19 protein-coding genes are annotated in these 20,715 nt (G+C 60.2%); 4 read left to right on the forward strand and 15 right to left on the reverse strand.

Going from position 1 to position 20,715, the window contains the following annotated elements:
- Positions 1-134: 134 nt before the first annotated feature.
- The 11 genes from pcaC to pcaR form a co-directional block, all read right to left on the reverse strand.
- A complete protein-coding gene (gene pcaC / locus IAI51_RS16410) occupies positions 135-527 on the reverse strand; it encodes a 4-carboxymuconolactone decarboxylase (RefSeq protein ID WP_187679425.1) in 393 nt (130 codons plus the stop codon).
- A 10-nt stretch (positions 528-537) separates the two neighbouring features.
- The gene (gene pcaD / locus IAI51_RS16415) at positions 538-1,329 is read right to left on the reverse strand and encodes a 3-oxoadipate enol-lactonase (protein WP_187679426.1); all 792 of its coding nucleotides are present in this window, start codon (positions 1,327-1,329) and stop codon (positions 538-540) included.
- 11 nt (positions 1,330-1,340) lie between these two features.
- Positions 1,341-2,705, reverse strand: coding sequence for a 3-carboxy-cis,cis-muconate cycloisomerase (locus IAI51_RS16420; RefSeq protein ID WP_187679427.1), 1,365 nt, complete (start codon positions 2,703-2,705; stop codon positions 1,341-1,343).
- Positions 2,706-2,751: 46 nt separating this feature from the next.
- Positions 2,752-4,047 carry an MFS family transporter gene (locus tag IAI51_RS16425; RefSeq protein WP_187679428.1) on the reverse strand — a complete coding sequence of 432 codons (1,296 nt, stop codon included), beginning with the start codon at positions 4,045-4,047 and terminating at the stop codon, positions 2,752-2,754.
- A 119-nt stretch (positions 4,048-4,166) separates the two neighbouring features.
- Positions 4,167-4,733: a protocatechuate 3,4-dioxygenase subunit alpha gene (gene pcaG, locus IAI51_RS16430; RefSeq protein ID WP_187679429.1), complete on the reverse strand. Its 567-nt coding sequence runs from the start codon at positions 4,731-4,733 to the stop codon at positions 4,167-4,169.
- A 1-nt stretch (position 4,734) separates the two neighbouring features.
- Positions 4,735-5,439 (reverse strand): protocatechuate 3,4-dioxygenase subunit beta, encoded by a 705-nt coding sequence (pcaH, locus tag IAI51_RS16435; RefSeq protein WP_187679430.1) that lies wholly within the window; start codon positions 5,437-5,439, stop codon positions 4,735-4,737.
- Between the two features lie 36 nt (positions 5,440-5,475).
- Positions 5,476-6,681, reverse strand: coding sequence for a 3-oxoadipyl-CoA thiolase (pcaF, locus tag IAI51_RS16440; RefSeq protein WP_187679431.1), 1,206 nt, complete (start codon positions 6,679-6,681; stop codon positions 5,476-5,478).
- Positions 6,678-7,457 (reverse strand): CoA-transferase subunit beta, encoded by a 780-nt coding sequence (locus IAI51_RS16445; RefSeq protein WP_187679432.1) that lies wholly within the window; start codon positions 7,455-7,457, stop codon positions 6,678-6,680. The genes pcaF and IAI51_RS16445 overlap by 4 nt, the downstream gene beginning before the upstream one ends.
- A complete protein-coding gene (locus tag IAI51_RS16450) occupies positions 7,457-8,314 on the reverse strand; it encodes a CoA transferase subunit A (RefSeq protein ID WP_103307044.1) in 858 nt (285 codons plus the stop codon). The genes IAI51_RS16445 and IAI51_RS16450 overlap by 1 nt, the downstream gene beginning before the upstream one ends.
- Positions 8,315-8,509: 195 nt before the next feature.
- Entirely contained in the window at positions 8,510-9,856 is a 1,347-nt protein-coding gene (locus IAI51_RS16455; protein WP_187679433.1) for an MFS transporter, read from the reverse strand.
- A gap of 293 nt (positions 9,857-10,149) precedes the next feature.
- Entirely contained in the window at positions 10,150-10,992 is an 843-nt protein-coding gene (gene pcaR, locus IAI51_RS16460) for a pca regulon transcriptional regulator PcaR (RefSeq protein ID WP_187679434.1), read from the reverse strand.
- Between the two features lie 653 nt (positions 10,993-11,645).
- Between pcaR and IAI51_RS16465 the strand changes: the two genes are divergently transcribed.
- Both IAI51_RS16465 and IAI51_RS16470 read left to right on the forward strand, forming a co-directional pair.
- A complete protein-coding gene (locus IAI51_RS16465; RefSeq protein WP_008080067.1) occupies positions 11,646-11,846 on the forward strand; it encodes a hypothetical protein in 201 nt (66 codons plus the stop codon).
- A 372-nt stretch (positions 11,847-12,218) separates the two neighbouring features.
- On the forward strand, positions 12,219-13,694 hold the full coding sequence (locus IAI51_RS16470; protein ID WP_187679435.1) for an inorganic phosphate transporter: 1,476 nt from the start codon (positions 12,219-12,221) through the stop codon (positions 13,692-13,694).
- A gap of 920 nt (positions 13,695-14,614) precedes the next feature.
- Here the strand turns inward: IAI51_RS16470 and ccoM are convergent.
- The 3 genes from ccoM to IAI51_RS16480 all read right to left on the reverse strand — a co-directional run bounded on the left by ccoM (position 14,615) and on the right by IAI51_RS16480 (position 15,480).
- Entirely contained in the window at positions 14,615-14,728 is a 114-nt protein-coding gene (gene ccoM / locus IAI51_RS28065) for a cytochrome c oxidase subunit CcoM (protein ID WP_003222396.1), read from the reverse strand.
- Positions 14,729-14,876: 148 nt separating this feature from the next.
- A complete protein-coding gene (locus IAI51_RS16475; RefSeq protein WP_187679436.1) occupies positions 14,877-15,038 on the reverse strand; it encodes a hypothetical protein in 162 nt (53 codons plus the stop codon).
- 100 nt (positions 15,039-15,138) lie between these two features.
- Positions 15,139-15,480, reverse strand: a complete 342-nt coding sequence (locus IAI51_RS16480; protein ID WP_187679437.1) for an aspartate-semialdehyde dehydrogenase — start codon at positions 15,478-15,480, stop codon at positions 15,139-15,141.
- Positions 15,481-15,710: 230 nt separating this feature from the next.
- Here IAI51_RS16480 and rapA point away from each other — a divergent pair, with 230 nt between their 5' ends.
- Complete coding sequence (gene rapA, locus IAI51_RS16485) at positions 15,711-18,557, forward strand: RNA polymerase-associated protein RapA (RefSeq protein ID WP_187679438.1); 2,847 nt, start codon at positions 15,711-15,713, stop codon at positions 18,555-18,557.
- Between the two features lie 117 nt (positions 18,558-18,674).
- Here rapA and IAI51_RS16490 read toward each other — a convergent pair whose 3' ends face one another.
- Positions 18,675-20,024, reverse strand: a complete 1,350-nt coding sequence (locus IAI51_RS16490) for a spinster family MFS transporter (protein ID WP_187679439.1) — start codon at positions 20,022-20,024, stop codon at positions 18,675-18,677.
- Between the two features lie 301 nt (positions 20,025-20,325).
- On the opposite strand from IAI51_RS16490, the gene IAI51_RS16495 reads away from it, so the two are divergent.
- On the forward strand, positions 20,326-20,694 hold the full coding sequence (locus tag IAI51_RS16495; protein WP_095188967.1) for a YkgJ family cysteine cluster protein: 369 nt from the start codon (positions 20,326-20,328) through the stop codon (positions 20,692-20,694).
- The last annotated feature ends 21 nt before the right edge of the window (positions 20,695-20,715 follow it).

Here is a 20,715-nt window from a genome sequence, read left to right on the forward strand (position 1 = left end):
GGCTGCGATCTTTTGATCTTGATCTTAAAAACAAATCAAAAGATCGCAGCCTGCGGCAGCTCCTACAGGGAAAGTTGGTATACGCAGAATAGCCATTGTCTGGCTTGCCAGCGATGGCGTGAGCTCAGGCACTATCACTCCCGGGATTCAACCCCCAACTCATCCCACACCGATTCGGCCAGATGGAACGTCGCATTCGCCGCCGGAATCCCGCAATAGATCGCGCTCTGCATGATCACTTCCTTGATCTCGCTCCGGCTCACGCCGTTATTGGCGGCGGCGCGCAAATGAAGTTTCAGCTCACCTTCGCGGTTCATGCCGATCAGCATGGCGATGGTGATCAGGCTGCGGGTATGCCGAGGCAAACCCGGGCGTGTCCAGATATCGCCCCAGGCGTGGCGGGTGATCATCTCCTGGAATTCCGAGTTGAACTCGGTCAGTGTGGTCAGGCTGCGATCGACATGGGCATCGCCCAACACCGCGCGGCGTACCTGCATGCCATCGTCGTAACGTTGTTTCTCGTCCACAAAAACTTCCTCACTTAGCCTGCAAAAACGCCAACACACGATCACTGAAATCAGCGCCGGCTTGCACGTTGGACAAATGCGCCGCATAGAACTCGGCATACTCGGCGCCGTGCACATGCTCCTGAATGAAATGCCCGCCGGACGGCGGTGTCACTGCATCTTCAGTGCCGGCGATCACCAGCAACGGCACGTTGATCGAGGACAACTGCTCGCGGAAATCCGCATCACGTACCGCCGCGCAATTGGCCGCGTAGCCTTCAGGATGAGTGGCCGCGAGCATGTCGGTAATCTGCTTGGCCGCGGCCGGATGGGCCTGCGAAAAATCCGGCGTAAACCAACGCGCAATCGATGCGTCACGCAGGGCAACCATGGCTGCCGCGCCGTCGCGCAGCACGGTTTCGATGCGCGGGTTCCACACCGATGGATCGCCGATTTTCGCTGCGGTGTTGCACACAATCAGCTTGTTCAGACGCTCGCCGGCATTGATCCCCAGCCACTGGCCGATCAAGCCGCCCATCGACAGTCCGCAAAAATGCGCGCGCTCGATGTGCAGCGCATCCAGCAACCCAAGCACGTCATGGCCCAATTGCTCGATGCTGTAAGGCCCCGGCGTTACCAGCGATTGGCCGTGGCCACGGGTGTCGAAACGCAGCACGCGAAAGTGCTCGGTAAACGCCGGCATTTGCGCGTCCCACATGTGCAGATCGGTGCCCAGCGAGTTGGACAGCACCAGCACCGGCGCATCGACCGGGCCTTCCAATTGATAGTGCAGTTCGCCATCGGCGAGTTGAACGAAAGCCACAGCCCTCTCCTTCAGACAGTCAACGCGTTGTGTTCGGCCACCGCTCGCTCGACCCAGACTTGCGCCTGGCCGAGGTAATGGGCGGGGTTCAAAAGATGATCCAGTTCAGCGGCGCTAAGCTCGGCGGTGACTTTCGGCTCGTCACCGAGTACGGCACGCAAGTGGCGCTGTTCGGCCACCGCACGTTTGCAGCATTGTTCGAGCAGGTGATGCGCGGTGTCGCGGCCGACCCGTTGCGCGAGGACGATGCTCACTGCTTCGGCCAGCACCAGCCCTTGGGTCAATTCGAGATTGCGCGCCATGCGTGCGGCGTCGACTTCCAAACCGTCGGCCAATAATCGCGCCTGTTGCAGCGATCCCGAAACGAGGCAGCATATTTCCGGCAGGGTTTCCCATTCGGCATGCCACAGGCCGAGGCTGCGTTCGTGCTCTTGTGGCATCGCACTGAACAATGTCGACACCAGCCCCGGCACGCGCGTCGCCGCGCCGATCAACACTGCCGCGCCCACCGGATTACGTTTGTGCGGCATGGTCGAGGAACCGCCCTTGCCCGGTGCCGACGGTTCGAAGACTTCCGCCGCTTCGGTCTGCATCAACAAACTGATGTCGCGACCCAGCTTACCGAGGCTCCCGGCGATCAAACCAAGCGCCGCGCCAAACTCGACGATGCGATCACGCTGGGTGTGCCATGGCTGTTCCGGCAGGGTCAGTTGCAGTTCCTCAGCCAAGGCCTGAGCGATCGGCAATGCCTGCTCGCCCAGCGCCGCGAGGGTGCCCGACGCGCCGCCGAATTGCAGCACCAGCAGACGCGGCTTGAGTTCGCGCAGACGCTGACGGCTGCGAGTCACAGCCCCCAGCCATCCGGCGATTTTCATGCCTAGGGTCACCGGTGTCGCGTGTTGCAACCAGGTGCGCCCGGCCAGCGGCGTAGCCGCATGACGCTGCGCTTGAGCGGCGAGTGAATCGGCGAGTTGCGCCAATTCCCCTTCGATCAAACCCAGCGCCTGACGCAATTGCAGAACCAGCCCGGAATCCATCACATCCTGACTGGTTGCGCCCAAATGCACATAACGCTCGGCCTCGGCATCGGTGGCAGCAATCTGCTTGCCCAGCGCCTTGACCAGCGGAATTGCCGAATTACCGGCTGTGGCAATTGCCTCGCCCAGCGCCGCGAAGTCGTACAGCTCAGCGCTGCACGCGCTGGCTATCGGAACGACAGCGGACGCTGGAATCAGTCCGACCCGAGCCTCGGCCCGGGCCAGCGCTGCTTCGAAGTCGAGCATTGCCTGGACGCGGCCCTGATCGCAGAACACCTCGCGCATATCGCGGGCAGTGAAGTAGGCATCAAACAATTGATTGCCCGGTCGCTGAGTCATAAACAGTCCTTGCCGGCGCGGGCCATGGCGACCCGCGCGCATCGGTTTAGAGATCGTGGTGCAAATATTTCGCCTGTTTCGGCAGACGCAGACTGAACAGGAACGCCACCGCCATCATCAGCGTGACGTACCAGTAAAAGGCGTTTTCCATGCCGCCGGCCTTCAGGCTCAGGGCAACGAATTCCGCCGAACCGCCGAAGATCGCGTTGGCCACCGCATAAGCCAGGCCCACGCCAAGGGCGCGGACTTCAGGCGGGAACATTTCGGCTTTCACCAGGCCGCTGATCGAGGTGTAGAAACTGACAATGGCCAGCGCAATGGTGATCAGTACAAAAGCCAGAAACGGACTGCTGACGCCCTTCAGGCTGAGCAGGATCGGCACGGTGAACAGCGTACCGAGCGCGCCGAACCAGAGCATCGAGCTACGTCGGCCGATCTTGTCGGCGAGCATGCCGAACAGCGGTTGCATGCACATATACAAGAACAGCGCGCCGGTCATGATGTAGCTGGCGGTCTTGGCGTGCATGCCGGCAGTGTTCACCAGATATTTCTGCATGTACGTGGTGAAGGTGTAGAAAATCAGCGAGCCACCGGCGGTATAACCCAGCACAGTGATAAACGCGGCTTTGTGATCGCGAAACAGCGCACGGATGCTGCCGGCATCCTTGTTCTCGCGCATTTCCTTGCTGGTGGTTTCTTTCAGCGAACGACGCAGGAACAGCGAAATCAACGCCGCCACCGCACCGACCACGAACGGAATCCGCCAGCCGTAGGCGCGCAGGTCATCTTCGGTGAGGAACTGCTGAAGCACCACCACCAAGGACACCGCCAGCAATTGCCCGCCAATCAACGTCACGTACTGGAACGAGGCGAAGAACCCGCGCTGGCCCTTGAGCGCAACTTCACTCATGTAAGTCGCAGTGGTGCCGTATTCGCCACCCACCGACAAACCTTGCAGCAGACGTGCGAACAGCAACAGCACCGGCGCCCAGACGCCGATGTCCTTGTAGGTCGGCAGACAGGCGATCAGCAATGAGCCGAAGCACATCATCAGAATCGAAATCAGCATCGAGTTTTTGCGCCCGTGCTTATCCGCCACGCGCCCGAAGATCCAGCCACCAATCGGTCGCATCAGAAACCCGGCAGCGAATACACCGGCGGTGTTGACCAGTTGTACCGTCGGGTTGTCGGAAGGGAAAAACGCCGGGGCAAAATAGATCGCGCAGAAGGCGTAGACGTAGAAGTCGAACCATTCGACGAGGTTGCCGGACGAAGCGCCGACAATGGCAAAGATGCGCTTACTGCGCTCTTCGCCGGTGTAATGGGCTGTGGTGGTTGTCATTGTTTTTCACTCGATAGGGACAGTGAGAGTCTAGACACACTTTGCAACAGTCCCGTTCCACAGGTACATCAGCAATGATCGTTCCCACGCAGAGCGTGGGAACGATCAGTAGACAGCGATCAATAATCGAAGAAAACCGTCTCGGCATCTGTGCCCTGCAGGATCACATTCCACTGGTACACACCCGACGCATCGGGCTTTGCCAGCAACGTCGTGCGGCGCTCGGCCGGCACACACTCCAGCAGCGAGTCATTCACGTTCGCCGGCTCGCCGTCAAAATAGATCCGCGTCAACAAGTGCTTCACCAACCCGCGAGCAAACACCAACACCACCAGATGCGGCGCCTGGGTCGAGCCCTTCAAACCCTCGACCGTGCCTGGCTTGATCGTGGTGAAACGGAAACGCCCTTCGGCATCCACCGGCACCCGACCAAAACCTTCGAAGTGCGGGTCCAACGGTTTGTCCTGCTCGTCTTCCGGATGGTCGTATTTGCCGGCGGCGTTGGCTTGCCAGACTTCGAGCATGGCGTCATTAACCACATCGCCGTTGCCATCGACGACTTGTCCGGTGATCGCCACACGCTCGCCGAGGGTCAGCTCATTGGCGAGGTTTTCACGGTTCAGCCAGGTCAGACCGATGTGGTAGTAAGGCCCGACGGTGTGGGACGTGGTCGCATTCAGGGTCATCTTATTTCTCCATCGGCGTGGCATCACGGCCGCGCAGCACGATGTCCCAACGGTAACCGAGGGCGTAGGACGGAATGGTTTTTTCCAGATCGAAAGCAGCGATCAGGCGTTCCTTGGCGGACGTATCCGGTACGCAGTTGTAGATCGGGTCGTAGGCCAGCAACGGGTCACCGGGGAAATACATCTGCGTCACCAAGCGGGTCAGTATGCTCGGCCCGAACAGCGAGAAATGGATGTGCGCCGGGCGCCAGGCGTTGTGGTGGTTACCCCACGGATAGGCGCCGGGCTTGATGGTCTGGAACTGATACCAGCCATCGGCGTCGGTCACGGTGCGACCGGTGCCGGTGAAGTTCGGGTCCAGCGGCGCATCGTGCAGGTCGCGCGGGTGGTTGTAGCGGCCGGCGGCGTTGGCCTGCCAGATTTCTACGAGAATCCCCGGCACCGGCAGGCCGTTTTCGTCGAGCACACGGCCGTGGATGATGATCCGCTCGCCCTGTGGTTCGCCGTCATGCTGGGCGGTCAGGTCGTTGTCCTTTTCGGCCACACGCTCGGCGCCGATGGTCGGGCCGGTGATTTCCGACAGCGAGTGGGGCAGAAACACCAACGGCTTGGAGGGCGAGCGCAAATTGGTGGATTGATACGTCGGGTGCAGGTACTCAGGCTGGGTGCCTTCCTGCGGACGACGGTAGCCAGGCTTGTCAGTCATTTCGCTTTCCTCTGTTCTTATTCGTCACGGCTTGCGTCAGACGCGTTCGATGGCCAAGGCAAGTCCTTGGCCGACACCGACGCACATGGTCGCCAGACCTTTCTTGCCACCGGTCTTTTCCAGCTGATGCAGCGCGGTCAGCACCAGGCGCGCACCGCTCATGCCCAACGGGTGACCCAAGGCAATCGCGCCGCCATTCGGGTTGACCTGCGCGGCGTCGTCCGCCAAGCCCAGTTCCCGCAGCACCGCCAAACCCTGGCTGGCAAACGCTTCGTTGAGTTCGATCACATCGAAATCGCTGACCGCCACACCTAGACGCTCGATCAGTTTACGCACCGCTGGCACCGGGCCGATGCCCATTACCCGTGGCGCGACACCGGCACTGGCCATGCCCAGCACTTTGGCGCGGGCGGTCAAACCGTGTTTTTTCACCGCTTCGGCCGAGGCCAGAATCAGCGCGGCGGCGCCGTCGTTCACGCCCGAGGCATTGCCGGCGGTGACAGTCTTGTCCGGGCCGTTGACCGGTTTCAGTTTGGTCAGCGCTTCGATCGTTGTGTCTGCGCGCGGGTGTTCATCCTGGCTGACCACCGTTTCGCCCTTCTTGTGGGCGATCCGTACTTCGACGATTTCTTCAGCGAAGTAGCCAGCGGCCTGCGCGGCGGCTGTCCGTTGCTGACTGCGCAGGGCGAAAGCGTCCTGATCCTCGCGGGAAACTTCGTAATCGTCAGCGACGTTGTCGGCGGTCTGCGGCATCGCGTCGACGCCGTACTGGGCTTTCATCAACGGGTTGATGAAGCGCCAGCCGATGGTGGTGTCTTCCAGTTTCATATTGCGTGAGAACGCTGCATCAGCCTTGCCCATCACGAACGGTGCGCGGGACATCGACTCGACGCCGCCGGCAATCGCCAGCTCCATCTCGCCGCTGGCGATGGCGCGAAACGCCGTGCCGATCGCATCCATGCCCGAAGCGCAGAGGCGATTGAGGGTCACGCCGGGCACGGTTTCCGGCAGGCCTGCCAGCAGCAGCGCCATGCGTGCGACGTTGCGGTTGTCTTCGCCAGCCTGGTTGGCGCAGCCGAGGAACACCTCGTCGATTGCACTCCAGTCCACCGACGGGTTGCGTTCCATCAGCGCCTTGATCGGCACAGCGGCCAGATCGTCGGCGCGAACGGCGGACAAACCACCGCCGAAACGGCCGATGGGGGTACGAATCGCATCGCAGATATAAACGTCACGCATCATGCTTCTCCCGGTGCCTGACCGTGCGCCGCAGCGGTGCGCGCTTCGAGATCACGCAACGCAGTCAGCTCGACCTCGGTCGGCTCGGCGGTTTGTTCAACATTGTCGGCAAAGCGGATCGCCCAACCGGTGGCGGCAACCACTTGCTCGCGAGTCACGCCCGGGTGCAGTGCGGTGACCACGAATTCGTGAGTGCCCTCCTCCGGTTCCATGATGCACAGGTCGGTGATGATGCCGACCGGACCGGCGCCCGGCAGGCCCAGACGCTTGCGCGAATCGCCGCCCTCGCCATGACCGACCGAGGTGATGAAATCGAGCTTGTCGACAAACGAGCGCGCCGACTGTTTAAGGATGATCAGTACACTCTTCGCCGAGCCGGCAATCTCCGGCGCGCCGCCGGCTCCCGGCAGACGCACTTTCGGCGAATGGTAATCGCCGACCACAGTGGTGTTGATGTTGCCGAAACGGTCGACCTGCGCCGCGCCGAGAAAACCGACGTCGATGCGTCCGCCCTGCAACCAGTAGCGAAAAATCTCACCGGTCGGCACGACGGTGTCAGCGGTTTCCGCCAACTCGCCGTCACCGATGGACAGCGGCAGCACGCTTGGTTTGGCGCCAATCGGGCCGGATTCGTAAATCAGCACCACGTCCGGCGATGAAGTCAGGCGCGCGAGGTTGGCGGCTTTCGACGGCAGGCCGATGCCGACGAAGCACACCGAGCCGTTCTTCAGGCGACGGGCTGCGGCGACGGTCATCATTTCATTAGTGGTGTAAGTCATTACTTGGCCTCCGAAGCAGCGGCCAACTTGGCCTGGAACTCGCTGAAATCAGCGCAGCCATGGATGTATTCGTTGATCCACGCGGTAAACGTCTCACGGTCGCGGGCAATCGGGTCCCACGCCTGATAGAAACGATTGTCACGCTCGGTGTAACCGTGGGCGTAGGAAGGATGCGCGCCGCCCGGGACGTGACAGACCGCGCTCAAGGCCCAGGTCGGCAGCACGCAGGCGTTCATCGGTGCGTTGAGGTTGTCGACGATTTCCTCGACGGTAACGATGCAGCGTTTGGCAGCCAGTGCGGCTTCTTTCTGCACGCCGAGAATGCCCCACAGCAACACGTTGCCTTGGCGGTCGGCTTTCTGCGCGTGGATCACAGTGACGTCCGGGCGCACCGACGGCACCGCCGCCAGCACTTCTCCGGTGAACGGGCAGGTGACGGATTTGATCAGCGGGTTGACCTTCGGCAGGTCGGAGCCGGCGTAGGCGCGCAGCACAGCGAACGGCAGGCCAGAAGCGCCGGCGACGTAGGCATTGGCCAGGTCGGCGTGGCTGTGTTCTTCGATTTCCAGCGGGTGCGGCCATTGTTTCTCGACAGCATCGCGCAGACGATGCAGCGAACCCACACCCGGATTGCCACCCCAAGAGAAGATCAGCTTGCGCGCACAGCCGGCGCCGATCAGTTGGTCGTAGATCAGGTCAGGCGTCATCCGCACCAGGGTCAGATCTTTCTTGCCCTGACGAATGATCTCATGACCCGCCGCCGTAGGGATCAGGTGAGTGAAGCCTTCGAGCGCAACGGTGTCGCCGTCGTTGACGAATTGCTTCACCGCGTCGTGCAGCGAAAGGATCTCAGCCATGGAGCGGGCTCCCGTTTTTGTAGTGGATCGCCAGTGATAAAAAAGGCGCGAGGTTCAGCGCCGGAGTCACTGCAGATTAAGCCTGGGAAATTTGCCAAACAATCCGATAATCGACTCAGTGTTCGTTTATCGAACGGATTGTTACCCACCTATCTTTGTGTGTTGGCTGCGATCTTTTCAATCTACAGCGCGATATCAAGTCGCATCCGCATGACTCACCATGCCTTTGATCACCACCGCCGTGGTCGCCAACGCTGCCGGAATCACCAGCGCCGTCAACACCTGCTCGAAATTCCAGCCCAACCCCAGCAGCGTCGCGCCCATCCACGCGCCGAGAATCGCGCCGAAACGGCCAATCCCCAGCATCCATGAGACGCCGGTTGCCCGACCCTGCGTCGGATAGAACCGCGCCGCCAACGAAGGCATCGCCGATTGCGCACCGTTCACGCACATCCCCGCCACCAACACCAAGGTCGCCAGCAATGTGATGTTGCCCAGGCTCTGCCCCACCGCGTAGGCAAAAAACCCGGCCAGCAGATAGAAAATGCCGATGACCTTGTGCGGATTGAAGCGATCCATCGCCCATCCCACACCGACCGCACTCAATACCCCGCCGAACTGGAACAATGCGCCGATAAACGCGGCCTGTTCCATGCTCGCGCCGCTGTCACGCATCAGCGTCGGCAGCCAACTGGTCAGCAGGTACACAATCACCAGGCCCATGAAGTACGTCAGCCACAGCAGCAGCGTGCCGGCGCTGTAGGTGCCGGAAAAGATCACTGCGAACACGTTACGCGCCTTGACGGTTTTCTGTTCCGGGACGCTGAAACTCGAAGCCTGCGCGACCACCACCGGATCAATCGGCGCCAGTGTCTTGCGGACTTTGTCAGTGCCACGGTTACGGACTACAAGGTAGCGCGCCGATTCCGGCAGCCAGAACAGCAGCACCACGGCGAGGATCAAAGGCAAAATGCCGCCGATCAGCAACAGGCTGTGCCAGCCGAACGCCGGGATCAACTTGGCGGAAATGAACCCGCCACCGGCCATGCCAAGGTTGAAACCACAGAACATGCTGGTCACCAGAAGCGACTTCTTGCGCTCCGGAGTGTATTCCGACAGCAGCGTCGTCGCGTTCGGCATCCCCGCGCCCAGACCGATGCCGGTCAAAAAGCGCAGCACCAGCAATTGTTCAACGTTGGTGCTGTACGCCGATGCCAGGCTGAAAGCGCCGAACAGTACTACCGCACCCACCAGTACGACTTTGCGCCCGAAGCGGTCAGCCAGAGGCCCGGAACCGAGTGCGCCGAAGACCATGCCGATCAGCGCGGCACTCATCACCGGGCCAAGGCTGGCGCGGTCGATGCCCCAATCCTGCGACAGCGCCGGGGCAATGAAGCCCATCGCTGCGGTGTCGAGGCCATCAAGAAACACAATCAGGAAACACAGGATCACCACCCGCCACTGATAGCGCGAGATCGGTTGGGCGTTGATAAAGGACTGCACGTCGAGGCAGTTACCTACAGCGGACTGAGGCTGGTTCATTGTTTTTATTCCACGCAAAAAACGCAGTCGAACGGCGACCGGCCAAGGAGCGGCACGGTGACAAGAATAGAAGGTTGCAATCAGGCGTTGCGGGGAACCCGGCAACAGGAACTGGGGCGGCGACAGTCGGGGAACGTGCGCATGGGGAGTTGCCTCTTGTCATTATTATGGGAGTCGGCAGTCCGGCTGACGCTTTCGCTCAGCGCCGGATGACGCTGCCGCGACATTAATGATCCGAGGGTTTTAGCGTCAATTCGATAAACGCAACACTGTGCGTTTATCGAACAGCTTCATCAGGCAAACAACTGCGCGCTGAGGTCGCGGCTGGCACTGAGCAGGCCCGGCAGAAAGCGCTGCTCCAGCTCGGTGCGGCTGACTCGGCCGGCGTGGGTGCTGACGTTGAGCGCGGCCACCACTTGCCCCGAGGCGTCGTAGACCGGCACGGCAATCGAGCGCAGGCCTTGCTCCAGTTCCTGATCGACAATGCACCAACCCTGCTGCCGCACTTCCTGCAGACATTCGAGCAGTGCGTCGGGGGTGTGAATCGTGCGGCTGGTCTTGGCGACCAGTTCGGCGTGATCGAGGTATTCGCGTAGCGTCGTGTCGTCCAGCGCGGCCAGCAGAATCCGCCCCATCGACGTGCAATAGGCCGGCAAACGTCCGCCCACCGAGAGATCCACGGAGATCAGTCGCTGAGTCGTCGCCGATCGGGCGATATAGAGAATGTCGTCGCCCTCAAGCGTGGCCATGTTGCAAGCTTCGTGCAGTTGCTCACTCATGCGGTCGAGGTAGGGCTGCGCGGAAACGGCCAACGGCGTCGAGGATAAATAGGCATGGCCAAGGGTCAGCACTTTCGGCAGCAGCGAATACGTGCGGCCATCGGTGGTGGCGTAGCCGAGTTTGATCAAGGTGTGCAGGCACCGGCGCACCGCAGCGCGGGGAATTTCCGTACGGTGGCTGATCTGGGCGATGGTCAAATGCCTTTTGCGCTCCTGAAATGCCTGCACCACCGCCAGGCCACGGGCCAGCGAGGTCATGAAATCCGGATCGCCTGTCAGCGCCTGGATCCGTTTGGCCGGCGAAGCGACGATCGGCGGCGCCACGGAGGTGAAGGAGTTGCGCATTTGGTCGTTCATTTCAGGTCCTTTATCCGGCTCGGATCACGGGCTATACAATCGGCTCACAGGGAGATGCACAAGGGCAAGGCCAACAACATTGGGCGATTATCGAACCGTCGACCGATAATCGCAATCGAGCACACAGCGCAGGTTCGGCCGCGTGAGCGGTTTGCGCAACTTTGAACGCACACTGAATCAGCGTTTTTAGTTGTTCGACTTAATGGCGCCAAAAACAGATCGCTTGGCAAATAACGGTTTGCCCGTGAGGCAACTACCGATAAAAGTTGTCAGTAACATAACGATCACACATCCAGAACCTTTTTTAACTTGGCAAAGATAGTCATTCCCGAATCGACCGCTATAATGCACCTCAGTGGGACCACCGTTCTTTACTTGCCGTGGTCGCCACCCGCTGACGCGATGTCCATCGCCGACAGCCCGGCCAGCGCCTGACGCGAATGACTCATGCAACGCCAGCGCTCGCTGAAACAGGAAGCTGATGCTACGTCAGTTTTAATCTGGTGCCGTAGCCCGCCTGCAACATGGAAGTCTTGATCGCCCTGCCGATTACATCAATGCCTGTTCAGGTATTGGCACTCGACGGACCCGCTCAATCGATTTGTTGCCGTGCGTTTCACCAGACATTTAACTCAACTCAAACAGGTAGCACTGTGACGAAAGACGAACTGCGCGCGGAACTTGAGCGCCAGGAACAACGTTACAAGGAAGTTTACGGCGGGGAAGTCACCACCTACGCCGCTCAGCCAGAACCGGAACGCAAGGCATGGCGTAAACGCCCCACCGTTCAGGATCAGGTCTTCAAGCAAGAAATTGAAAAGATCGAAAAGGAACTCAAAGCCGAAGAGCCATGAGCCACGGGTTTTGATCATTTCCAAGGCAGCCGTGCGCACCGTTACAAACGCGGTGTATCGACGATGCCATGCGCGCCCGCTACCCGCGGGCAGCGGCTATCTCCCCGTCCTGAACGCTAATGGGGAGCTTCAGAAAGGTTTCAAAGATATTTCAGACAAGCGTTTGAGCCTCCGATCTCCACGGAAAAGGGTGCGCTTCCGAATACTTTTTCATTGAAATCAACAGGTTGAAAAACCCTGCGCGACACTGGGTTTTAACGCGCTGCAACAAATTAAATCGAAGAAGAATGTTACCGATGAGCAGGGAGGGCATCGATTTCGAGACTTTTCTGGCATAATCGCGCCCCCTTACGACCGGGTCAGAAAACCTTCATGATCGATTTATTCAGCGGACTGGATGCTTGGGTGCTTGTGAGCCTCTTGCTCGCCCTGACGTTTGTCCTCGCCTTCGAGTTCATCAATGGATTTCATGACACCGCTAACGCGGTAGCCACTGTTATCTACACCAAAGCCATGCCGCCTCACCTGGCGGTGTTCTTCTCCGGTGTGTTCAATTTCCTCGGCGTGCTGCTGGGTGGCGTTGGCGTGGCGTATGCCATTGTCCACTTGCTGCCGGTTGAGCTGCTGATCAATGTGAACACCGGCCATGGCCTGGCGATGGTGTTCTCGTTGCTCGCCGCGGCAATCGCCTGGAACCTTGGCACCTGGTACTTCGGTATCCCGGCGTCCAGTTCCCATACCCTGATCGGCTCGATCCTCGGTGTTGGCCTGGCCAACGCCCTGATCAACGACATACCGTTGGCCGACGGCGTGAACTGGCAGAAAGCGATCGACATCGGCGCCTCGCTGGTGTTCTCGCCGATGGCTGGTTTCCTGATCGCCGCACTGATACTGATCGGCCTGAAATGGTGGCGGCCGCTGTCGAAGATGCACAAGACGCCGGAACAGCGCCGCAAGATCGACGACAAGAAGCACCCGCCGTTCTGGAACCGCCTCGTCTTGGTGATCTCGGCCATGGCCGTCAGCTTCGTGCACGGCTCCAACGATGGTCAGAAAGGTATCGGCCTGATCATGCTGGTGCTGATCGGTATCGTCCCTGCGCAGTTCGTACTCGACCTGAACAGCACGACCTACCAGATCGAACGTACCCGCGATGCGACCCTGCATCTGAGCCAGTTCTACCAGCGCAACGCCGACTCCCTCGGTGAGTTCCTGGCCCTGGGCAAGAGCGTAGAAGGCGATCTGCCGGAGAAATTCCGCTGCAACCCGCAGCAGACCGAACCGACCATCTCCGCCCTGCTCCACACCCTCAAAGGTGTAGCGGACTACCATTCGCTGTCGTCGGAAAGCCGCATTGAAGTGCGTCGCTACCTGCTGTGCCTGGACGACACCGCGAAGAAAGTCGGCAAGTTGCCTGGCCTGGAACCCCGTGAAAAGGCTGACCTGGACAAGCTGCGCAAAGACCTGACCACCACCACCGAATACGCGCCGTTCTGGGTGATTCTGGCGGTTGCACTGGCCTTGGGCCTGGGCACCATGGTTGGCTGGAAACGCGTGGTACTGACCATCGGCGAGAAGATCGGCAAGCAAGGCATGACCTACTCCCAGGGCATGTCGGCGCAGATCACCACCGCCACCCTGATCGGCATGGCCAACATCTTCAGCCTGCCGGTGTCCACCACCCACGTCCTCTCCTCGGGCGTGGCCGGCACCATGGTCGCCAACAAAAGCGGCCTGCAAGGCGGCACGGTGAAAACCATCCTGCTGGCCTGGGTACTGACCCTGCCGGCGACCGTGGCACTGTCGGCCGGGTTGTTCTGGCTGGCGTCGAAGGCGCTGGGTAGCTGATAGATAGCTGGAAATGAAAAAGGCGCGATTCGAGAGGATCGCGCCTTTTTTTTTTTGGATTTTGGGATTGGGATTGGGATTGGGATTGGGATTGGGATTGGGATTGGGGGCATATCCGTTGCTGCGGGTGTTGCCGCTGGCGGTTTCGCTCTTACAGCGACTCACTTTTCCAAACGCCGAAAAGTAAGCAAAAGGCTTTGCCCCCGGCGTACGGCACTTCGCTAAGGCTCAGTGTTCCCTCGCTACGGTGTCCATCCGGGGGCATCGCTTCCGGTTTGCTTCGCTGCACCTCCTTTCGATGGATGCGGCTTCGCCGCACGGCGCTGCGCGCCTACCCCCCGGATGAACACCTACGCTCGGCCTGCCGATGGGCTGAAGATCAAAAGCCAAAGCCAAAGCCAAAGCAGATCAAAAGATCGCAGCCTTCGGCAGCTCCTACAATTGGAATGGGTGCACCTGCCAGAGATTGGTCGGCTGTCAGGCTGGCTCCCACAGTTTAGATCTGCGTGCGCCCCACGCGGCGAAGCCGCCCCACTCATCACAATGAGCGCAAGCTCGAGTACCGCTCTTGATCTCAGAGCCCGTCGGCAGGCTGAGTGGAGGGGTTGATCCGGGGGTGGGAGCGCAGCGACCGTTTGGCGAAGCCAAACACATCGAAAGGAGGTGCAGCGAAGCAAACCGGAAGCGATGCCCCCGGATCAATTCCGGAGCGAAGGAACCCCGAGCCTCAGCGAGGGGCCGAACGTCAGGGTAAAGACTTTTTGGTTACTTTTTCGGCGCCTGGAAAAAGTGACCCGCCGTAAGGGCGGAACCACAAGACGCCATCACCCAAAAAACGGATATACACACAAACCGAAAGGCAAAAAAAAGGGCAACCGAAGTCGCCCAAAATGCCTTGCGTGCCCATCAATCCAGAAGAACTACTTCTTGCGCTTATTCGCATCCTTCCAGATAAAAAATCCAAACCCTGCAAAAAACAGAACCATGAGACCAACCGTCAGAACCCCGGCAAACACCACGTTATCGAAAAACATGACTGTGGCCTCCTGGCCCCTGCTCTGCTGCGATGGGGCTAAGTTAACCAATCACGCAGGCGCAGAAATTGACCAGGATCAAGTCCGGTCAACACAGCAAGCAAAGGCGGGAAAATAACTGACCTGCATCAACGGATGCAGGGGGAGATCAACGCTTTTTCGGTTTGTTTTTCGACTTTTTCTTGGCTTTTCCTAACGGCATGGCCTGTTCGAAGGCATTGCGCACTTCGTTCAGACGCTTCTCGTTGAGGTCATGCACACGCTTGGCGCGTTCGGTACTGAGGTCGATCAGTTTGTCGTCTTGGCTCATGGCGTTCGGTGCATCACTTGAGGAAATCACAACTGCCACAACATGGGCAGGACTGCGCCAATAATGCAGCCTGGCGCCTGCGCTGACCAGTCGGCACACCTCAAATCTCGATATCGACCCACAAGCCCTGACGCGGCTGATCTTCCATCAGCGGCACCACCGGCACCGTGTTGTCTGCATTGAGTGCCGTACCCGGCACGGCGAGGTGTTCCTCAGGGTCTTCATCGGCTTCGCGGCGCCGACGATCACGCTCCTGCTGACGACGCTGTTCTTCGCGCAGCAGCAGCCCGTCCTCTTCAGGATCGCGTTTTTGCAGATCGATCGTGCTTTCGTTGGAGCTTTCCTGCACCGGTACCACCGGAGGAATGTCCGGCCGCTGGCGGATCGGATCCTGCTGGGAAGTGATCGGCACGGCGCTCAGGGGGAGCATCGGTGGCAGCATATAAAGGGTCTCCTGTGAGCAGGCTATCGGCTTGGACGTGGACGGCTTGAGCCGCCGGTCGCAAACTTGTGACCGGGTTGGCACTCACTGGTGCCCTGCTCCCGCGCAAATCCGACGCATGACCTAATCTTCCCTTTGCAGTTAAAAGCCGGCCACGGCTCCTAATCCTTTGGCCTCGGGGCCTCATTCCGTTAAGATAGCCCGCTTTTTCAAGGTGGGAGTCAGGCAGCATGGCGCAGCAGTATCAACCGGGGCAACGCTGGATCAGTGACAGCGAAGCAGAGCTTGGTTTAGGCACCGTTCTGGCACAGGACGGCCGCTTGTTGACCGTGCTTTACCCGGCCACTGGCGAAACCCGCCAGTACGCGCTACGGAATGCGCCCCTGACCCGCGTGCGGTTCTCGCCGGGTGACAGCATTACCCACTTCGAAGGCTGGAAGATGACCGTGCAGCAAGTCGACGATGTCGACGGGCTGATGGTCTATCACGGTCTCAACGGGCAGAACGAAGCCGTCACCTTGCCGGAAACCCAGCTGTCGAACTTCATTCAGTTCCGCCTGGCCAGCGACCGTCTGTTCGCCGGTCAGATCGACCCGCTGGCGTGGTTCTCCCTGCGCTACAACACTCTCGAACACACCAGCCGCCAGTTGCAATCTTCGCTCTGGGGCCTGGGTGGCGTGCGTGCGCAACCGATCGCTCACCAGTTGCACATTGCCCGTGAAGTCGCTGACCGTATCGCGCCGCGGGTTTTGCTGGCGGACGAAGTGGGTCTGGGTAAAACCATCGAAGCCGGTCTGGTCATCCATCGCCAACTGCTGTCGGGCCGCGCCAATCGCGTGCTGATCCTGGTGCCGGAAAACCTCCAGCACCAGTGGCTGGTGGAAATGCGCCGCCGCTTCAATCTGCAGGTCGCGCTGTTCGACGAAGAACGCTTTATCGAAAGCGATGCCGCCAACCCGTTCGAAGACACTCAACTCGCGCTGGTTGCGCTGGAATGGCTGGTCGACGACGAAAAGGCCCAGGACGCATTGTTCGCCGCTGGCTGGGACTTGATGGTGGTCGACGAAGCGCACCACTTGGTCTGGCACGAAGAAAAGGCCAGCCCCGAGTATTCGCTGGTCGAACAACTGGCCGAAGTGATTCCGGGCGTGCTGCTGCTCACCGCCACCCCGGAACAACTTGGTCAGGACAGCCACTTCGCCCGTCTGCGCCTGCTCGATCCAAACCGTTTCCATGACCTGGCCGCCTTCCGCGCCGAGAGCGAAAACTATCGCCCGGTGGCCGAAGCCGTTCAGGAGCTGCTGGACAAAGGGCGCCTGTCGCCTGAAGCACACAAGACCATTCACGGTTTCCTCGGCAACGAAGGCGAAGCCCTGTTGACCGCGGTCAACGATGGCGACACCGAAGCCAGCGCCCGCCTCGTGCGTGAACTGCTCGACCGCCACGGCACCGGCCGCGTGCTGTTCCGTAACACCCGCGCCGCTGTGCAGGGTTTCCCGGAACGCAAACTGCATCCGTACCCGCTGCCATGCCCGGACGAATATCTGGAACTGCCGCTGGGCGACCATGCCGAGCTGTACCCGGAAGTCAGCTTCCAGGCCCAGCCGGACGCCAGCGAAGAAGAGCGCTGGTGGAAATTCGATCCGCGCGTCGAGTGGCTGATCGATCAGCTGAAAATGCTCAAACGCACCAAAGTGCTGGTGATCTGCGCTCACGCCGAAACCGCGATGGACCTGGAAGACGCCCTGCGCGTGCGCTCCGGCATCCCGGCCACGGTGTTCCACGAAGGCATGAACATCCTTGAGCGTGACCGCGCCGCCGCTTACTTCGCCGACGAAGAGTTTGGCGCGCAAGTACTGATCTGCTCGGAAATCGGCAGTGAAGGTCGCAACTTCCAGTTCGCGCATCACTTGGTGCTGTTCGATCTGCCGTCGCACCCGGACCTGCTTGAGCAGCGTATCGGTCGTCTCGACCGGATCGGCCAGAAACACATCATCGAACTGCACGTGCCATACCTGGAAACCAGCCCGCAAGAGCGTCTGTTCCAGTGGTACCACGAAGCGCTTAACGCCTTCCTCAACACTTGCCCGACCGGCAACGCCTTGCAGCATCAGTTCGGCCCGCGCCTGCTGCCGCTGCTTGAAGAAGCCGACGACAGCGAGTGGCAAGCGCTGATCGACGAAGCGCGCACCGAGCGCGAGCGTCTGGAAGAAGAGCTGCACACCGGTCGCGACCGTCTGCTGGAACTCAACTCCGGCGGCTCGGGTGAAGGCGATCAACTGGTCGAGGACATCCTGGAGCAAGACGATCAGTTCGCCCTGCCGATCTACATGGAAACCCTGTTCGACGCGTTCGGCATCGACAGCGAAGACCATTCGGAAAACGCCCTGATCCTCAAGCCGAGCGAAAAAATGCTCGACGCCAGCTTCCCGCTGGGCGATGACGAAGGTGTGACCATCACTTACGACCGCAACCAGGCGCTGTCGCGCGAAGACATGCAGTTCATCACCTGGGAACACCCGATGGTGCAGGGCGGCATGGATCTGGTGCTGTCCGGTTCGATGGGCAACACCGCCGTCGCGCTGATCAAGAACAAGGCGCTGAAGCCGGGCACCGTGCTGCTGGAGCTGCTTTACGTCAGCGAAGTGGTTGCCCCGCGCTCACTGCAATTGGGCCGTTACCTGCCGCCGGCGGCCCTGCGCTGCCTGCTCGATGCCAACGGCAACGACCTGTCGGCCCGCGTCTCGTTCGAAACCCTCAACGATCAACTGGAAAGCGTGCCGCGCGCCAGCGCCAACAAGTTTATTCAGGCCCAGCGCGATCAACTGACGCCACGGATCAATGCTGGTGAAGACAAGATCGCCCCGCGTCACGCCGAGCGCGTGGCCGAGGCCCGTCGCCGTCTGGCAGCCGACACCGACGAAGAACTGGCGCGCCTGACCGCGTTGCAAGCGGTCAACCCAACCGTGCGTGACAGCGAACTGGTTGCCTTGCGTGAACAGCGTGAGCAGGGTCTGGCGCTGCTGGATAAAGCGGCACTGCGACTGGAAGCGATTCGGGTGTTGGTGGCGGGTTAACGTTCCCCCTGCTGCACCGCTAAAAAAGAAGGCCCGCAGCGATGCGGGCCTTTTTGTTTGCCTGTTATTTATCCGGTGATGCTACTGGCCCTTTCGCGAGCAGGCTCGCGAAGGCGGTTATGCAGTCGCCGCAGCCACCTCTGGCTCAACCACCGCCACCAACCCCTCCTTCATCCGCTTCGCATCCTGCACAAAACACCGCGACGCCAGAAACAGAAACACCATGGTCAGAAACAGCGCCACCGGGATCAGGTACATCGCATCATGCAGCCCGACCGCCTTGAACGCCTCGGTCATCTGCTCGCCCCCCGCTGCAATCATCGCCGACTTGGCGAAGTGATCGGACAAACCACCCACCACCACCGGCCCCAGGCCACCGCCCAGCAGATACAAGCCGGCAAAGAACAAGGCCATCGCCGTGGCGCGCAGACGCGGTTCGACCACGTCCTGAATCGCCGTGTACACGCAGGTGTAGAAGTTATAGGCAAATAGCCAGCCGAGGCTGAACACCGCGACAAACACACCGATCTCGATACGCCCGGCATGCAGCGCCCACGCCGTGCACACCGTCGAGACAATCAGGCTGAATGCGGCAAACAGCAGCCGCCCATTGGCCACACGCTGGTGGATCTTGTCGGCGATCCAGCCACCCAGAGTCAAACCGACCAGCCCGGTGACGCCGACAATCACACCGGTCGCCACCGCCGCCTCCTGCAATGGCATCAGGAAATAGCGCTGCAGCATCGGCACCAGAAACGAATTGCAGGCATAAGTCGCGAAGTTGAAACACAACCCCGCCATCACCAGCCACAGGAACGTCGGCACGGCGAGAATCCGACGGATCGGCTTGTCGACCTTCTCTTGCGAGACCTGCACGGTTTCCGCCGCACCGCGCTTGGGCTCTTTGATGAAAAACATAAAGATCGCGAGGAACAGGCCCGGTACGGCGGCGATAAAGAACGGTGCGCGCCAACTGTCGAAAGCCTTGACCATCCAACCGATGGTGAAGAACGCCAGCAACAGCCCCAGCGGCAGCCCCAACATGAAAATGCCCATGGCCCGCGCCCGACGGTGCGCCGGGAACAAGTCGCCAATCAGCGAGTTGGCCGCCGGCGCATAACTGGCCTCACCGATGCCGATCCCCATGCGTACGATGAGGAAACTCCAGAAACTGCCCACCAGCCCGTTGACGGCGGTCAGCGCGCTCCAGGTCGCCAGACCCCAGCCCATCAGTTTGCTGCGTGAGCCGGTGTCGGCCATGCGCCCCAAGGGCAAACCGGCAATCGCGTAGACAATGGTGAATGCGGTGCCGACGATCCCCAGTTGAAAGTCGCTGAGGTGCCATTCCATGCGGATCGGCTCGATGATGATCGCCGGGATGGTGCGGTCGAAAAAATTGAACAGGTTGGCGAGAAACAGCAGGAACAGAATGCGCCAGGCATTCGCCGCTTGGGTCGAGTTCTGCATGGGTCCGTCTCTTTATTGTTATAGGGCTTCACTGCCAACGCATCCGAGCCCGGAACCTGCAATCTAGTCAGCCAGACAGGGGCTGTCTGTGATCATTCGTCTGCCTGATATCGGGCCATGGCACTGTAACGAAACGTAAGCCCTTGATAAGTCTGTAATCCCCCGAAAACCGGGGCTTTTGCGGCAAAACCTTGCCACAAAAAAATAGTTTCGCGCCCCCCTTCCCAAGTCCGTGGCGAAGCCTAGAATGGCCGCCGGATCCGTCCGGATCTCCCGATCAATCCCTTTGATGCCCTCGCCCATGTCCGAAGTCAGTCCGTGTCTGAATTGCGGTGCCTGCTGTTCCCATTTTCGCGTGTCTTTTTTTTGGGGTGAGTGCTCATCTTCCGGGGGGACGGTGCCCGATGAACTGGTTACACAAATCAGCCCCAGTCGGGTGGCAATGAACGGCACCGACTGCAAATCGCCGCGTTGCACGGCATTGGTCGGCGAAGTCGGGAGTACAGTGCACTGCTCGATTTATGAAAAACGTTCCAGTCCCTGCCGGGAATTCGAAGCTTCCTGGGAGAACGGCGAACAGAATGTCGATTGCGATAAGGCCCGCGCCCGTTTTGGTTTGCCGCCCCTGCAATCGGACTGGGCTGAAATCCCTTTCGATAAAAGCGCCTGACATTTAGCACCAATCGCTATG

This window comes from Pseudomonas sp. N40(2020) (assembly GCF_014472415.1).
Lineage (GTDB): Bacteria > Pseudomonadota > Gammaproteobacteria > Pseudomonadales > Pseudomonadaceae > Aquipseudomonas.

What these genes read in the sequence shown, in the direction of transcription:
- IAI51_RS16420 (WP_187679427.1), bottom strand. Translation starts at nt 2,705, where the DNA reads ATGACTCAGCGACCGGGCAATCAATTGTTTGATGCCTACTTCACTGCC.
- IAI51_RS16425 (WP_187679428.1), bottom strand. Translation starts at nt 4,047, where the DNA reads ATGACAACCACCACAGCCCATTACACCGGCGAAGAGCGCAGTAAGCGC.
- pcaG (WP_187679429.1), bottom strand. Translation starts at nt 4,733, where the DNA reads ATGACCCTGAATGCGACCACGTCCCACACCGTCGGGCCTTACTACCAC.
- pcaH (WP_187679430.1), bottom strand. Translation starts at nt 5,439, where the DNA reads ATGACTGACAAGCCTGGCTACCGTCGTCCGCAGGAAGGCACCCAGCCT.
- pcaF (WP_187679431.1), bottom strand. Translation starts at nt 6,681, where the DNA reads ATGATGCGTGACGTTTATATCTGCGATGCGATTCGTACCCCCATCGGC.
- IAI51_RS16445 (WP_187679432.1), bottom strand. Translation starts at nt 7,457, where the DNA reads ATGACTTACACCACTAATGAAATGATGACCGTCGCCGCAGCCCGTCGC.
- IAI51_RS16450 (WP_103307044.1), bottom strand. Translation starts at nt 8,314, where the DNA reads ATGGCTGAGATCCTTTCGCTGCACGACGCGGTGAAGCAATTCGTCAAC.
- IAI51_RS16455 (WP_187679433.1), bottom strand. Translation starts at nt 9,856, where the DNA reads ATGAACCAGCCTCAGTCCGCTGTAGGTAACTGCCTCGACGTGCAGTCC.
- pcaR (WP_187679434.1), bottom strand. Translation starts at nt 10,992, where the DNA reads ATGAACGACCAAATGCGCAACTCCTTCACCTCCGTGGCGCCGCCGATC.
- IAI51_RS16470 (WP_187679435.1), top strand. Translation starts at nt 12,219, where the DNA reads ATGATCGATTTATTCAGCGGACTGGATGCTTGGGTGCTTGTGAGCCTC.
- ccoM (WP_003222396.1), bottom strand. Translation starts at nt 14,728, where the DNA reads ATGTTTTTCGATAACGTGGTGTTTGCCGGGGTTCTGACGGTTGGTCTC.
- IAI51_RS16475 (WP_187679436.1), bottom strand. Translation starts at nt 15,038, where the DNA reads ATGAGCCAAGACGACAAACTGATCGACCTCAGTACCGAACGCGCCAAG.
- IAI51_RS16480 (WP_187679437.1), bottom strand. Translation starts at nt 15,480, where the DNA reads ATGCTGCCACCGATGCTCCCCCTGAGCGCCGTGCCGATCACTTCCCAG.
- rapA (WP_187679438.1), top strand. Translation starts at nt 15,711, where the DNA reads ATGGCGCAGCAGTATCAACCGGGGCAACGCTGGATCAGTGACAGCGAA.
- IAI51_RS16490 (WP_187679439.1), bottom strand. Translation starts at nt 20,024, where the DNA reads ATGCAGAACTCGACCCAAGCGGCGAATGCCTGGCGCATTCTGTTCCTG.
- IAI51_RS16495 (WP_095188967.1), top strand. Translation starts at nt 20,326, where the DNA reads ATGTCCGAAGTCAGTCCGTGTCTGAATTGCGGTGCCTGCTGTTCCCAT.